The organism is Pararhizobium sp. LjRoot238, from assembly GCF_964252955.1.
Classification (GTDB): domain Bacteria; phylum Pseudomonadota; class Alphaproteobacteria; order Rhizobiales; family Rhizobiaceae; genus Pararhizobium.
In genome coordinates, this window is sequence record NZ_CAXUPP020000003.1 from 276,759 (window position 1) to 290,333 (window position 13,575).

The 13,575-nt window shown below is 57.4% G+C and carries 14 protein-coding genes and 2 pseudogenes; 9 read left to right on the forward strand and 7 right to left on the reverse strand.

Going from position 1 to position 13,575, the window contains the following annotated elements:
- Positions 1 to 16 precede the first annotated feature (16 nt).
- The 7 genes and pseudogenes from nthA to ACSQ3F_RS26035 all read left to right on the forward strand — a co-directional run.
- Positions 17 to 634 carry a nitrile hydratase subunit alpha gene (nthA, locus tag ACSQ3F_RS26005; protein WP_018484462.1) on the forward strand — a complete coding sequence of 206 codons (618 nt, stop codon included), beginning with the start codon at positions 17 to 19 and terminating at the stop codon, positions 632 to 634.
- Positions 635 to 645: 11 nt separating this feature from the next.
- Complete coding sequence (locus ACSQ3F_RS26010; RefSeq protein ID WP_277704986.1) at positions 646 to 972, forward strand: nitrile hydratase accessory protein; 327 nt, start codon at positions 646 to 648, stop codon at positions 970 to 972.
- A 60-nt stretch (positions 973 to 1,032) separates the two neighbouring features.
- Positions 1,033 to 1,221, forward strand: a complete 189-nt coding sequence (locus tag ACSQ3F_RS26015; RefSeq protein WP_018484460.1) for a CbtB domain-containing protein — start codon at positions 1,033 to 1,035, stop codon at positions 1,219 to 1,221.
- 10 nt (positions 1,222 to 1,231) lie between these two features.
- Positions 1,232 to 1,957 carry a CbtA family protein gene (locus ACSQ3F_RS26020; protein WP_436103126.1) on the forward strand — a complete coding sequence of 242 codons (726 nt, stop codon included), beginning with the start codon at positions 1,232 to 1,234 and terminating at the stop codon, positions 1,955 to 1,957.
- Positions 1,954 to 2,271, forward strand: a complete 318-nt coding sequence (locus ACSQ3F_RS26025) for a hypothetical protein (protein ID WP_436103083.1) — start codon at positions 1,954 to 1,956, stop codon at positions 2,269 to 2,271. Before ACSQ3F_RS26020 ends, ACSQ3F_RS26025 begins: the two co-directional genes overlap by 4 nt.
- Positions 2,272 to 2,276: 5 nt before the next feature.
- On the forward strand, positions 2,277 to 3,353 hold the full coding sequence (locus ACSQ3F_RS26030) for a GlxA family transcriptional regulator (protein ID WP_436103084.1): 1,077 nt from the start codon (positions 2,277 to 2,279) through the stop codon (positions 3,351 to 3,353).
- A 155-nt stretch (positions 3,354 to 3,508) separates the two neighbouring features.
- Positions 3,509 to 3,676, forward strand: a pseudogene (locus ACSQ3F_RS26035) (ATP-binding protein); the annotation flags it as partial.
- A 365-nt stretch (positions 3,677 to 4,041) separates the two neighbouring features.
- On the opposite strand, the gene ACSQ3F_RS26040 reads toward ACSQ3F_RS26035, so the two are convergent.
- The 5 genes from ACSQ3F_RS26040 to ACSQ3F_RS26060 form a co-directional block, all read right to left on the reverse strand.
- Complete coding sequence (locus tag ACSQ3F_RS26040) at positions 4,042 to 5,313, reverse strand: Zn-dependent hydrolase (RefSeq protein ID WP_436103085.1); 1,272 nt, start codon at positions 5,311 to 5,313, stop codon at positions 4,042 to 4,044.
- Positions 5,314 to 5,366: 53 nt separating this feature from the next.
- Entirely contained in the window at positions 5,367 to 6,875 is a 1,509-nt protein-coding gene (locus tag ACSQ3F_RS26045) for an amino acid ABC transporter permease/ATP-binding protein (RefSeq protein ID WP_436103086.1), read from the reverse strand.
- A 60-nt stretch (positions 6,876 to 6,935) separates the two neighbouring features.
- Positions 6,936 to 7,760 carry a transporter substrate-binding domain-containing protein gene (locus tag ACSQ3F_RS26050; protein WP_436103087.1) on the reverse strand — a complete coding sequence of 275 codons (825 nt, stop codon included), beginning with the start codon at positions 7,758 to 7,760 and terminating at the stop codon, positions 6,936 to 6,938.
- 81 nt (positions 7,761 to 7,841) lie between these two features.
- Positions 7,842 to 9,014 (reverse strand): M24 family metallopeptidase, encoded by a 1,173-nt coding sequence (locus tag ACSQ3F_RS26055; protein WP_436103088.1) that lies wholly within the window; start codon positions 9,012 to 9,014, stop codon positions 7,842 to 7,844.
- Positions 9,015 to 9,060: 46 nt separating this feature from the next.
- Positions 9,061 to 10,254 (reverse strand): diaminopropionate ammonia-lyase, encoded by a 1,194-nt coding sequence (locus tag ACSQ3F_RS26060; protein ID WP_436103089.1) that lies wholly within the window; start codon positions 10,252 to 10,254, stop codon positions 9,061 to 9,063.
- Positions 10,255 to 10,359: 105 nt separating this feature from the next.
- Here ACSQ3F_RS26060 and ACSQ3F_RS26065 point away from each other — a divergent pair, with 105 nt between their 5' ends.
- Positions 10,360 to 10,836 (forward strand): Lrp/AsnC family transcriptional regulator, encoded by a 477-nt coding sequence (locus ACSQ3F_RS26065; protein ID WP_436103127.1) that lies wholly within the window; start codon positions 10,360 to 10,362, stop codon positions 10,834 to 10,836.
- Positions 10,837 to 10,948: 112 nt separating this feature from the next.
- On the opposite strand, the pseudogene ACSQ3F_RS26070 reads toward ACSQ3F_RS26065, so the two are convergent.
- Together ACSQ3F_RS26070 and ACSQ3F_RS26075 are read right to left on the reverse strand one after the other, a co-directional pair.
- Positions 10,949 to 11,543: pseudogene (locus ACSQ3F_RS26070) on the reverse strand (IS630 family transposase); the annotation flags it as partial.
- Between the two features lie 534 nt (positions 11,544 to 12,077).
- Entirely contained in the window at positions 12,078 to 12,494 is a 417-nt protein-coding gene (locus ACSQ3F_RS26075) for a DoxX family protein (protein WP_436103090.1), read from the reverse strand.
- A 107-nt stretch (positions 12,495 to 12,601) separates the two neighbouring features.
- On the opposite strand from ACSQ3F_RS26075, the gene ACSQ3F_RS26080 reads away from it, so the two are divergent.
- Complete coding sequence (locus ACSQ3F_RS26080; RefSeq protein ID WP_436103091.1) at positions 12,602 to 13,537, forward strand: LysR family transcriptional regulator; 936 nt, start codon at positions 12,602 to 12,604, stop codon at positions 13,535 to 13,537.
- Positions 13,538 to 13,575: the final 38 nt, after the last annotated feature.

The following is a 13,575-nucleotide window of genomic DNA, read 5'->3' on the forward strand; positions in this document are numbered from 1 at the left end:
TAGGAGCACACATCACATGATCGACCGCTTTCAATATCGCGAGGATCGCGAAGCCTACAGCGCCGCGCGGGTCAAGGCTCTCGAAGCCCTGCTGATCAAAAAGGGCATTATAACGGACAAGACCGTCGATACGGTCCTCGACTTCTTCGAAACGAAGATGGGACCCTTCAACGGTGCAAAGATCGTCGCCCGAGCCTGGGTTGACCCGTCCTTCAAAGATCGGCTCGTGACAGACACGCCGGCGGCGATCGCCGAACTCAATCTGCCCGAGGGCATGGCAGGCGCCGAGGGCGAGCATATGCGTGCCGTCGCGAACTCGCCGGATGTGCACAACCTTATCATATGCACACTTTGCTCCTGCTATCCCTGGCCGGTCCTGGGGCTGCCTCCCTACTGGTACAAGGATCCCACCTTTCGCAGCCGCGCCGCCCGAGAACCACGCGCTGTTCTGGGCGAGTTCGGACTCCCGGTCCCCGAAGCCATCGAAATCAAAGTGTGGGATTCCAGTGCGCAGATCCGCTGGTTCGTCGTTCCTGAACGTCCGGTTGGCACAGAAGGAATGACGGAAGCGGAACTCGAGGCGCTCGTCACTCCCGAGGCAATGATGGGCGTCGCCATCGCCAAGGCCGCGTGAGGCCGTCGACGATGCTAACCCAGTTCGAACACTTCGCAATCACTGAGATGATGGGGAAGACCGATAATCCTCCTCGCGCCAACGGGTCTCTCTGCTTCGGTTCGCAGTGGGAGCGGTCCTCGTTCGGAATAGCCCTGGCGCTCGCCAAGAACGGCATTTTTGAATGGGATGATTTTCGCGACGAACTGATCTCGACGATCAAGGCCTGGGAGGATGCCCATCCTGTCGATCGCTCGACATGGAACTACTACGACCAGTTCCTGGCGGCGCTCGAGAAGGCAGTCGTAAAGGCTGGCATCATCGATCCCGAAGAGATCCGGGCCGTGCTCGCGGCCTGATCAAAAACAGCAACAGATACTTCGCAAAGGGCACGCCGCCCGTCTCGAAAGGTACGAAAAATGTCAGTATCCGCGACATCAACCATCTCGACGCCCATCATAGCGAACTCCGCAGCCAGAATTCTTCAGGCGGCGATGGCCTTGTGCTTTGGCGCGATCATCGTCGGCTTTGTAGGGTTTTCCCATATCGAGATCGTTCACAACGCAGCACATGACACCCGTCATGCCAATGCGTTTCCTTGCCACTGAGGTCTCTGAAATGTCGTTGTTTCGCTCCATCGTTTTTACCGCTACCCTTACCGGCGTCATCGTTGGTGTGTCCGTAAGCGCGGTTCAATTTGCCGGCACAAGCCAGTTGATCGCTAAGGCGGAGGTCTACGAAAAAGCGGGCGAAGCCGAGTCAGAGGCGTTCACAGTCTCTCCCCGTGCGGATGCCCACGTCCATGAAGCTGGTCGCGATCACGAAGAAGGCGCCTGGGAACCCGCAGACGGGTTTGAACGAATGGCGTTCACGGTGGCTGCCAATATGCTGACCGCGATTGGATATGCGCTGGTGCTTTGTGGCCTTATCGCGATGCGCGGAAAACCGGTGACGTGGCGCGGAGGCCTGCTTTGGGGATTGGCAGGGTTCGCATGTGTCATGATCGCTCCCATGCTGGGTCTGCCGCCGGAGCTGCCAGGGACACCCTCCGCTCCGCTTGGTGACCGGCAACTCTGGTGGATCGGAACCGCCCTGGCAACTGCTGCAGGTATCGGACTGATTGCATTCCAGCGTAAGCCGTGGGCGGCCCTGGTTGCTATCGCGCTGATCGGCGCGCCTCATCTGATCGGCGCGCCTGCGGCCCCGGAAGGAATGCCCGCGCTGGCACCGGAAGCTCTCGAGCATCAATTCGTTGCCGCGGCAGTCATGACCAGCCTCGTGTTCTGGGCGCTCCTGGGCTCGTTGAGCGGGACACTCTTCAACCGCTTCGAACGCTCTACGTGAGCAACGATATGATCTGGAGGGACGACCTCGATGCACTGCAGTTTGCCGCCGGAAATGGTGGCAATTGCATCGTGCATCGCCGAGCATTCCGCGTAATGTTGCTCAAACCCCCAAAGCGGCACGACTGCATCGAGTTCTACGAACAGAACAGCGTCGCGTTTGAGGCGGCAGCCAAGGCGAAGGTCGACAACGGAGATGTCCATGAGGGATGCAATTTCCACCTCAACAGCAGGCAGATACGACGCAGCCTGACACGAGGGGACTGGCAGCGATCTTGCATGACCAATTTGGTGAATGACAAACAAGGAGACTAAAGCCCATGCGAATCGTCATCCTCGCGCCACCCGGCGTACAGTCACTCGACATCGTTGGTCCTGCGGAGGTCTTCTGGGAGGCGGCACGGCGATTGGGAGACATGGGCGCTTACGATATCCAGATCATGTCGACTGGCGCGCCTTCCGTAGCCGGAACGGGCCAGTTGCGGTTCATGGCCGATCGGACAATCTTCGATGACGATGAGGATATCGACACCCTGCTCGTAGCAGGGGACCCGGCCTTCTTTGAAATCGACCCCGCCGTCATCGCCTGGCTCCAGCGTCGCGTACCGACGGCCAGGCGGTTCGGGTCTATTTGTACCGGAGTGTTCCTGCTCGCAGCTGCCGGTCTTCTCAATGGAAAAAGAGTTACCACGCATTGGGAATGTGCCGCCAAGTTCAGCGCCGAATATCCCGATATCGATCTGGATGCCGACGCCATCTACGTGCGCGACGGATCTTTGATAACAGCGGCCGGCGTCACGGCAGGTATCGACCTTGCGTTGTCGCTCGTTGAGGAAGACCACGGTAAGGACACAGCGATGATCGTCGCGCGTTACATGGTCATGTTCATAAAAAGACCTGGAGGGCAGTCGCAGTTCAGTGCGTATCTTGTCGGGCAGATGTCGGAAACGACCCTCATCCAGAAGGCGCAGGAGTACATCTTGTCGAATTTGAACCGCGGCCTCAACGTCGAGAGCCTTGCCCATGAAGTCGGCATGAGCACCCGGAACTTCGCTCGCCTCTTTCGTAAGGAGCTCGGCTTCACGCCGGCGGAATTCGTTGCGGCCGCCCGCACGGATGCCGCCAGACGGCTGCTGCAAGACACGACGCAGCCACTGTTGAAAATCGCTACAACTTGCGGCTTCGCGGACGTAAATGCCATGCGCAGGGTCTTCACCAAGACTATAGGCGTCAGTCCGAACGACTACAGGAGCCGTTTCCAGACATCGTCGAAGTCAACGCATGCCGTGCCGACCAACCAAGCGAAGGGTCACGCCCGAAAAACCCTCGCGATGGAGATAGCGCTCGCTACGGCCCATCCGGGAGGGTTCGCCGGGGATGCGGCGCGATCGGTCTGAGGTTGAACCTCTCCCAACATATGCCTGAGGCGCTTGAAACGCAGATACAAAAAGCTGTCCCATCCACGGTCGGCGTGAAACGCCTAGCCTTGCCCGCCATTGAAAAACAGCATGAAACGCTCTCCCGAGCGCTCGATGTGATCGCGCATTGCTGTGCCACCCTGAGCACCAGCAGTCTTCCGTTTGACGAATGGACGGAACCTTGGGGTCCGAGCGTCTGACCGGCGTGCTGCTCGATCGCATCACTCACCATGTTAACATCCTCGAGATGAACGGCGAAAGCTAAAGGGCTCGCCCAAAGGCGCGCCCGAAAGCCCGGCTGAAACTCCCTCAAAAATCGCCGCGTGTGCCACAAATGGCCGACAATTACTCCGGCGTGCGGCCTGGTTTTGCTCCGCCTATGACAGTGGCCGCAAGGCGTCGTCCTTCGGTTCGCGCGAGCAGGGCAAGTATGTGGCGGCCTACACGCTGGGGTGACGCAGGTAAGGGTCTGGCATCCCAACAACCTGAACATGTCACGAGCTTTTGACTGTTCAGGAGACTAGTCGGAACCGCCGACGAAGGGGCGTTTCAGATGACTCCGAAAGAAGGTGCAGGTCCGGATTGACGACCCGGATCGTCGTGACGCGGCTTAGGCCGTCGCGGCCTCTCGGTAGATCCTCCATTGCATTACTCTAGAAACACAGGCTCAGGGGGAACAAGACGCGGGGTACTCATTCGTAGAATGGCGTTGAGAAATGCTTTGAACGACATCCAGCAAAACGTTTGCACCCCTGATCAAATCGACTTCGGCTGTCTGTTCGGCGGGGTTATGACTGATACCCCCGATGCTTGGAACGAAGATCATCGCTGCCGGTGCAATGGACGCGATCATCTGTGCGTCATGCCCAGCGCCAGACGTCATGCGGCGAACCGAAAGCCCGCGTTTCTCAGCGGCATTTTCAATCTTTTTAACGATGACTTCATCGAATTTCACCGGCGTGGTGCGGGCAAGTCGCTCGACGGAAATCTGCAGTTGCTCGTCCTCTGCCAGCGTTTCAAGGAAGGCTCCAAGGGCGGCTTCATGTCTCAAAAGGCGGTCTTCCGTGGTGCTTCTCAGGTCGACGGTCAGGGAAGCGCGCGACGGGATGACGTTTATGGCGTTTGGCACCAGCTCTAAACAGCCGACGGTCGCAACGGTTGAGCCTTCGCAATTTCGTGCCAAATCCCTGAGATAGGTCGTGATTCTGGCTGCGCCATATCCTGCGTCCGATCGCATATCCATCGGTGTCGTCCCGGCGTGATTAGCCACACCCTCAATCTCGATCCTTTGCCAGGAAATGCCTTGAAGGTTTTCAACCGCGCCGATGCTCACTCCGGACCGGTCCAGAACAGGTCCCTGTTCAATATGGAGTTCCACGTAAGCCGCAGGCTCGATGAAGCCGGGGACCTCGCTTCCAGCATATCCAATTCGGGCAAGCTCTTCACCAAGAACGGATCCGTCGGCGCCAACAATCAAGAGGGCGTTGTCCAACCGAAATCCCCCGGCAAAGACGAGAGATCCCAACATATCCGGCGCAAACCGCACGCCTTCTTCATTGGTAAAGGCTGCGACCGCAATGGGTCGGTTCGGCTGGAAACCATCCTCTTTCAAAATTTCGATCACTTCAAGCGCCGCGAGGACCCCGTAGCAGCCGTCCAGCTGTCCCGCATTGATCACAGTATCGATGTGGGAACCGAGCAACAGTGGCCGGTCATCGATCGATCCCACCGGCTTCCAAATCCCAAAGATATTGCCGATACGGTCTATTGCGACCTCGAGCCCGGCTTGGTGAAGCCATGAGACGAACAAGTCTCGCCCGAGTTTATCGGTATCCGTGGCGGCAAGGCGGCTGAGTTGTCCCCTGCCGTCTCGTCCTATGCCCCCCAGTTCGCCGAGGCGCGCAATCAAGCGAGCGCCGTCGATCGATTTGTCGGTCATGTCACCTCCTTTAGGCTGTCTGTCCGTGATACGATTTGACGCCACTGCGCATGTCAAAGGCGAACAAACTCTTCCAAACGGACGTCATTCTTGCGCCGCTCTCTCAGTTGTGCGGGAGAGCCATCGAACACGATACTGCCCTTTTCCATGAAGATGACCCGATCTGAGACGTCCATGGCGAATTTCATTTCATGCGTGACAATAACCATCGTCCTTCCGGACCGCGCCAAGGCAGCAATGATTCGCAGCACTTCGCCGACTGTCTCAGGATCGAGAGCCGAGGTCGGTTCATCGAACAGCAGGATCGAGGGATGCATCGCAAGAGCACGTGCGATGGCGATGCGTTGTTGCTGACCACCCGACAGCTGGTGCGGATACTTGTTTTCGTGAACCAGCATTCCGACCTGGTCGAGCAGCGTACGGGCTTCCTTGCGGAGCTGGGATAGATCAGCACGGCCATGATAAAGGGGGCCCATCATGACGTTTTCGAGCGCCGTGCGATGCGGAAATAGATTGAAGTTCTGGAACACCATACCGATCCGCAAGGCGTCCCGTCGGTCATGTCGAAGCGACTTTGCAAGTTTTTCCTTCGAGCCGGCGAGGAATGGCCGCTCCTCAAGATAGACCACGCCATTATCGAGCGTTTCGAGCCCGTTAAGCGAACGGATAAGTGTAGTCTTCCCGGACCCGGAAGGCCCGATGATGGAAACGACCTCACCTGGCTTGACCGAAAAGTTGAGGTTCTCGAACACCGAGTGAATGCCATACGACTTGCCACCGCGGTCGAGGCGAATTGCCGGTTCGGTGGACGCCGCCGGCGTATCATCTCCAATCGCTCTGGCGATTGCGCCACTTGGTTCCGCGTCCTCGGTGGTCAGCTCCGCTAGGCGCCGCGAAAAGTCCAGACGACGCTCCAGCGCTTTCAAGCCTGTGTCGAAGACGGTCACGATCAAGACATAGTAAAATGCGACCGCAACCATTGTCTCGATCACTTTGAAATTCTGCGTATAGTACCGCTGGCCGACTAGCAGGATTTCGGCGAGAGAGATCGCGGACACCAGAGATGTCAATTTGACGATCGAAACGAACTCGTTTCCAAGCGAGGGGAGGGCGATCCGCAAAGCCTGGGGAATGACGATCAATCGCTGGATACCTGCTCGCGACAAACCGAGCACGCGGCCTGCCTCGTACTGCCCCTTGCCGACAGCCACGAGCGCGCCACGATGGATTTCTGCAATATAGGCTGTCTCGCTCAACACCATTGCTATGAGACCTGCCACGAATGGCACCGACAGGAGATCCGATGTCGAAGGGAAAGCCTGGGGCAGATTATAGACGAAAATCAGCAAAACCAGGAGCGGCAGGCTCCTGAAGAACCAGACGTAAATTGCTGCTGAACGGCGTACAACCCACAGGTCAGAGCCATGCGCAAGCGCGACGAAGAAGCCGAGGACAACGGCCAGGACCCAAGTTGCTATACTAAGCTCGACGACCACAAGCGTCGCGTTCCAGAAGTCGCGGCTCCATAGGAGCCCGATCATATAAGGCCAATCGAAAACCATGTATCCAGTTCCGTGAAAAAACGCCCGAGCCGTGTCGGCGGCCCGGGACGGATTGCGGGTTTACTGAGCTTGGGTCAGCGCGGCGGCGACTTCGGCATCGGACGGGAGGTCAAGGTTGTATCTGGCAAGGATCGCCTTGTACTCCTCGCTCGATTTCAATGGCTCGAAGGCCTGCTTTAGCTGTGTCAGGAGGGCGTCGTTGCCCTTTTTGACTGCCAGGCCCATAACGACCGGAAAGAGGATCTCGGTGGACGTGATCTTCAGGCGGTCGCCGGAGGCGACCACACCGGCTTTCGATACGCCAGCATCATCAAAGACGACATCGGCGCCCCGCGAGAGCAGCGCCTGTGCCGCCTCGGCGGATGTCGCGAACTCCTTCACATCAATTGGATTGGCCCCGCACGTCTGCTGCGACACTTTTTGAAGTTCTGGGACCCAAGCTGCACCTTTTAAGTTGGCAACCCGTTTTCCGCAAAGCTCCTCAGGCTTTTTGGGTGCGAAGCTGTCGTCTGCACGCACCATGAGTGAGCCGCCAGTCTTGGCATAGGCGACGTAATCGACCACCTGCGCCCTGGCTGGCGTGACATAAAGCGCCGACGCGATCATGTCGAAGCGGTTGGCCTGCAATCCCGGAATGAGGCTTGCAAAGCGCGTATCCACGAACTTAACGTCCACCCCTAGTTTGGGACCGATTGCGGCCATCACGTCGGCATCAAAGCCTTTCGTCACACCGCCCTCGACGAAGTCGTATGGCGGGTAGACTTGGTCCGAGCCGACCAGCAAAGTGCCTTCGTTGATCGTCTTGAGTTCGGCGGCCGTCGTTACACCAACCATTGGAATGGTTAGGACGGTGAAGGCGAGGGCGGTTACGATTTTCTTTAGCATTTTTATTCCCCTTTTTTGTAAGACCGGGCAGACCATCCATCCGGCATTTGGAGTTGTCTCCTCCGCTTTCCTCCCAAGCCCTTATCGAATTGTCGGCATCTCCCGCGGCGCACGTTTGGTCAAAAGACGCGGACCGTCTCTGGTGATGGCGATGTTTTCTTCATGGACAATCATCTTGCCCGGTGCATATTCCATGCCGGGTTCGATCGTCAGCACCATGTTTTCGAGGATCATTGTGTCGTCGCCGAGCCTATGGGATGGCGGCTCCGTCAGTTGCATGCCCAGACCGTGGCCGAGGCGCCCGACGTTGTTGCCGATGGCGCCAGCCTCTTCGATGATCTTTGCCATTGCCCTGAAGACATCGTCGGTCTTTGCGCCAGGAACCGCAGCTGCAATACCCGCCTCTGTTGCCAGCCACAGAGCATCATGAACGCGCTTGGCGTCATCGGAGATGGTACCGATCGCATAGTTGCGGTCGAAATCGCAGAAATAGCCATCGAACGTCGAGCCGGTATCGATGAAGAGTACGTCGCCGTTTTGAATGAGGCGATCATGCGGGCCGCAAACGATCTGCGCGACGCCGCCAGGCCCGGAAATGGCCGGCATGAACGGGGTTGAATCCGCGCCGCGCCGCGCGATGTCGATCCTTAGCTTGCGCGCAACCTCGCGTTCGCTCTCTCCGATCGAAATGCTTGCCGGCAAGGCTTCGTAGGCATCGCTGGCGATCTGGCAAATGTAATGGATGTGCTCGATTTCCGCAGCTGTCTTGACCATGCGGATGTCCCAAATACAAGGAGCACCATCAGCGATCTCGAGTGCGAGCGTATCGCGCAGCCGCAGAAAATCGGAGACAGGCATGCGAAGAGCCATCTCGCGCCCGAGTTCTGCGCCAACACGACCATAACGACGCGGAAAGCTTTCGATCGTCGATTTCAGAAGTGAAATGCCGTCGTCGCTTGGATTCGGCGCTTGCCACGTCCGGATGTCAGTCATCCAGGTCAGGGCCATTTCCGGCGCGCCGATTTCGGGAATGACGGCCACCGGCTTGCCCTCGAGCGGCACAACCACGAACCACGGCCGGGTCGGGCTTTCCCAGAACTGTGAATCGAAGCCGGTGAAGTAGCGAACATTCGGCGGCGAGGAGACGAGGAGGGCATCGAATTTGTGGCGATGCATAATCTGCCTTGCGCGTTCGACACGGGCCTCGAATTCGGTTGACGTGAAGCCTCGCTGCGGGATCTTGATGGCGCTCATGTTGTGTTCCCTTCTTTTCACATTGCGTTTTGCGCGCGACGGCGCGTCAGTTGATGGCGGCTTGTTGAACAACCGCAGTCGGGGCCAGGCCGACAATAGCCTCATAGGTCGCGGGGTCGGTTGCCCCCTCGGTGTTGATGACGAGAATTCGGCTGTTACGATCGAGGCCAAGCTTTTGACGGGCGTCAGGGTCGCGGGCGACTGCGAGGTAGCCGGCAAGTCCGGCAGCGCCGCTCTCTCCGCTGACGACAGGTTGGTCGCGAAATGCCAGCATTCGCATCGCGTCCTTGGCCTGATCTTCAGTTACCGTCACAAACGCGCTCGCGCTTGCGTTCAGTATTCGCCATGCGACCAGCGACGGCGTGTAGCATTCGAGCATAGCCATGATTGTCGGCTCGGTGGGCTTAAAGGAAGTTAGTGTTCCGGCCTGCGCAGACGCAAACAGGCAGGCCGCGCGGTCCGGTTCAACGATGATCGTCCGGATGTTTTCGTGCCCGAGCGTTTCGCTGAGGTGAAGCGAAATACTGCTTGCAAAGCCCCCCACACCAGCTTGGAGAAAGACATGGGTTGGTGGGTCGATTTTGAGTTTGCTGATCTGTTCGAGCGCCTCTTGTGCTAGAATGGTGTAGCCCTGTGCCACCAGCGACGGGATCTCCTCATAACCTTCCCAGGACGTGTCGGAAACGAGAAGCCATCCGCGCTCTTTGCTCACGCGCTCGGCTTCATCAACTGAGACGTCGTAGTTTCCTTTGACACGGATCACTTCGTCAGCCCCGATGGTGTCGGATCGGGCCTCGGTCACGCCTTCGTGGACAAAGATGACCGAGCGGCAGCCCAGGATACGTGCACCGGCCGCGACGGACTTCCCGTGGTTTCCATCCGTGGCACAGCAAAACGTCATGCCCGCAGCAAAATCGCGCGCTGTCGGGGATAAGAGTTGAGCTGGGGAAACTTCGTCACCGAGGTGGGTTTCGAGCAATCCTTTGAAAAGCGTCATAACCGCATAGGCGCCCCCGAGAGCCTTGAAGCTTCCGAGGCCCAACCGCTGCCCTTCGTCCTTTATGACAATGCTCGCAACCTGCGTATCAATAGCAATCTCCGGCAAAGGCAAGAGCGGGGTACTGCGCTCATCTTTCCACAACGTCAGGTATGGTCGCACACGGCTGGGAGCGGCAACGCCAAGTAGTGCTTTGTCGTTATCCCGGATTTGCGCGTGCGTTGGAATATGAAAATGGATCATCACGGCCTCACTAATTGATAGCCGACAGAATATTGCAGAATGAACTTTCATTGTGCTCTCATTTTGGGTATTCGTTGCAAGAAACTTGCGCAAAAGGGTGTCGATATGGCTAGATCTCTTGCAGCCGACCTCGATGAATTCGACGTGAAAATTCTGCGAATGGTCCAAGCTGACAATCAGGTGTCGCAGCGGGTCATTGGCGAGGCGATAGGGCTTTCGCCGCCTGCGGTGGCTCGACGGCTACAGCAGTTGCGTGAAACCGGGGTCATCAAGAGCGAAATTGCCGTTCTGGACGAGACTGCGGTTGGACGGCCTTTAACTATTATCGTTCACGTAACCACCGAGAACGAGCGGCTTGACCTTCTCGATGCGATGAAGGATCGCTTCATGCGCTGTCCCCAGGTCCAGCAATGCTACTACGTCACAGGGGAAATGGATTTTATCCTGCTCCTCAATGTGAAGGACATGGCAGAATATAACGAACTGACCCGTACGCTGTTTTTCGATGGTGGAAACGTCAGAAGCTTCCAGACGTGCGTGTCAATGGAAAACGTCAAAACATACGGACCAATCCCGCTTTAAATTCTGTTTTGAAGGTGTGTGCGATCAAGCAGTCGGGCCTAGACGAAAGGGATGCGCGTGGGTCGGTCGGTCCCCATCCGGCCAAAAGCCTTGTCATTAGAGCATTTCCCTTTCATGTTGGATCGTATCCGCATGAATTGAAGTAGTTTCTGCATTCGTTTGGCGCGACGAGATCGACAAGCTTCCCAATCATGTCCCACAGACCAGACACGGTCAGCTCGGCCGCCTTCCTCAGATGTGTCTTGAGCTTGGTCGATGGGGTTGAAGTCGGGACTGTAGGGCGGCAGGAACACCATCGTTGCGCCCGCCGCTTCGACCAACGCTCTTGCTGCTGGCCGTTTGTGGCTGGAAAGATTGTCGAGGATCACGACGTCGCCGGGTTTCAATGTCGGGACCAGGACCTGAGCGACATAGGCATCTAACCACTCGCCATTGATTGGGCCGTCGATGACCAAAGGCGCGACCATTCCGGTATTTCGCAGACCGGCGACAAGCGTCGTCGTCTTGCGATGAACATGCGGGAAACCCATCCGTAGCGGTTCACCCCTGGGGCATCTTCCATGAGTGCGGGCCATCTTGGTCGCGGTCCATGTTTTGTCGATGAACACGAGCCGCGACGGATCAAGCTCGAGTTGCTCGTAGAACCACCGCTGACGGAGCTCCAAGACGTCTGGGCGTGCTTGCTCTATCGCGTGGCCAGTCTTTTTTGCGCGTCTGATTGTAGGTGGGCGGACGTAGAAGGTCCATGAAGATCGCGACCGATGTCTCCTGGCTCAGGCGCAAAGCGGCTGACGATACCTACTAGCTTTTGGCGCTGTCGCGCCCACGGCCTTGCCGCGGAGGCAGACGCAATCTTCAGGCTCGTCGGATAGTTCAAGATCGGTGCCAATCCGTCCTCCTCATCCGCAAATTCACGCGGCGGACAGGTCGATCGGCTGCCCGTGCCATACCCGCTAGGCTTTAATCTCGCAGCTCACCAACGGCTTGGAAGGACTTTTGACCTAGAAGATTTCATCGAGAATTCGTAGCGCATACACTGCGACGAGCTTCACAGGAAGTTGTGGAAGTCGCTGGTTTGATCCGACGGGCGAGGAGATCCCGGCGCCCGTCGTTTATTACAGGGGTTGGTGAATGCCAACGGGGTTACGGCCCTGTTAGGATTGCCGCTACGACCCGTCTCGGGTGGCGCTGCTCCTCTATGGTCGCATCATACTCACGCCGTCAGGGGCGCCGTATGTGAACTACTTTGGCAAGGACTGACGGAAGGAAGGTACTAACGTGTGCGCACCGTCTCCGATGAGAGCTATCGCGATAAGGGCGAGGCACCAGAAGAAAGGATATTCCCATCCGCCGCCTGCGCTGCTGAACTCCCAACCGTTGCCAGAGTGGGCCCAGGTGGCTCCGAGAAGGACAACCGCACCAGCCAATGCGGCAAATCGGGGCTTGATGCCAAATATCAGCATCGTTCCGGCGATGATCTCGATGAACAGGATAGCCCAAGCCAGAGGTCCGGGCAGGCCAAGCGACTGAAAGAACCCGACGGTCGCCGGCATCGTAAGCACGAAGACCTTGAGATAAAGGGAGTGCGCCAGCAAGGCCACACCCGTGAGTATGCGAAGCAAGAGAATGCCGTATGGGGCAAGCTTGGTGTCAATCATGTCAACTCCATTTCAGACGCTACACACCGTGCGTAGCTGGAAACGTTTGTTTACGGCGTGCGTATTTGCGATAAAACTCCTGAAAAATTCATTCTTGGAATGCAAAAATGCACAATTGGAATTGGGATGACCTGAAATATGTTCTGGCAGTCGCCGAACACCGCACCATTGCGGGAGCAGCGCGGGCGCTGGGCGTCAATCACTCAACAGTGCTCCGCCGCATCGGGTCTTTCGAATCAACCAACGGCTTTCGCGCCTTCGAGCGGATAGCGAATGGGCACTCGCTCACAGAAGCTGGCGAGGATCTCCTTCAATCTGCTCGGCAGATCCAGGATATCGTCACTCAACTTGAGGGAAAGCTTAAAGGAAAGGATCACCGACTCGAAGGGACGCTGCGGGTAACGACATGTGACACCTTGATGGGGTCAGTTCTACCTCAGGTTCTGTCCGGGTTCAGTAAATTATATCCGGGCGTAAAGGTCGCTCTTACCACAGGCAGCTTCGTGACCGATCTCGCTCAGCGCGACGCGGACGTTGCCTTGCGGACCGGAGATAGCCCGCCCGATGCTCTGGTCGGACGACGCGCGGTGGATGTGCACTTTGCCATTTACGGAACAAGCGAACTGAGCGAACGTAACGCGGGAAAGTCTCCGGCAGAGTACGATCGGTGGATCGTGCCTGACATGAGTCTTGCAGGCATGGGGATTTCACGCTGGTTGAATAAAAATATTCCGGAGAACTCAATTTCTTTGCGTGCTGATTCTCTCGTATCATTGCAGAGGGCAGCAGAGTGCGGACAGGGTTTCGCAGTTCTTCCTTGTTATCTCGGTTCATCGGCTCGCAATCTCTTGAAGATGGACCACCCAGAACTTGCCAGTATGACCACCGGGTTATGGGTCGTCACTCATCAGGATCTCCGCAAGACGGCGCGTGTCAGCGCGTTCACATCTTATGTGTCCCAGGAATTTCGACGGCTCGAACCATTATTTCGTGGTGCCTCAAACAACGTAGCGCATAGCGTTCCGGCCGCCAGCGCGGGCTAACAGAGATTGACGTTGTGGCAGGGCAGGCTGCCGCAATC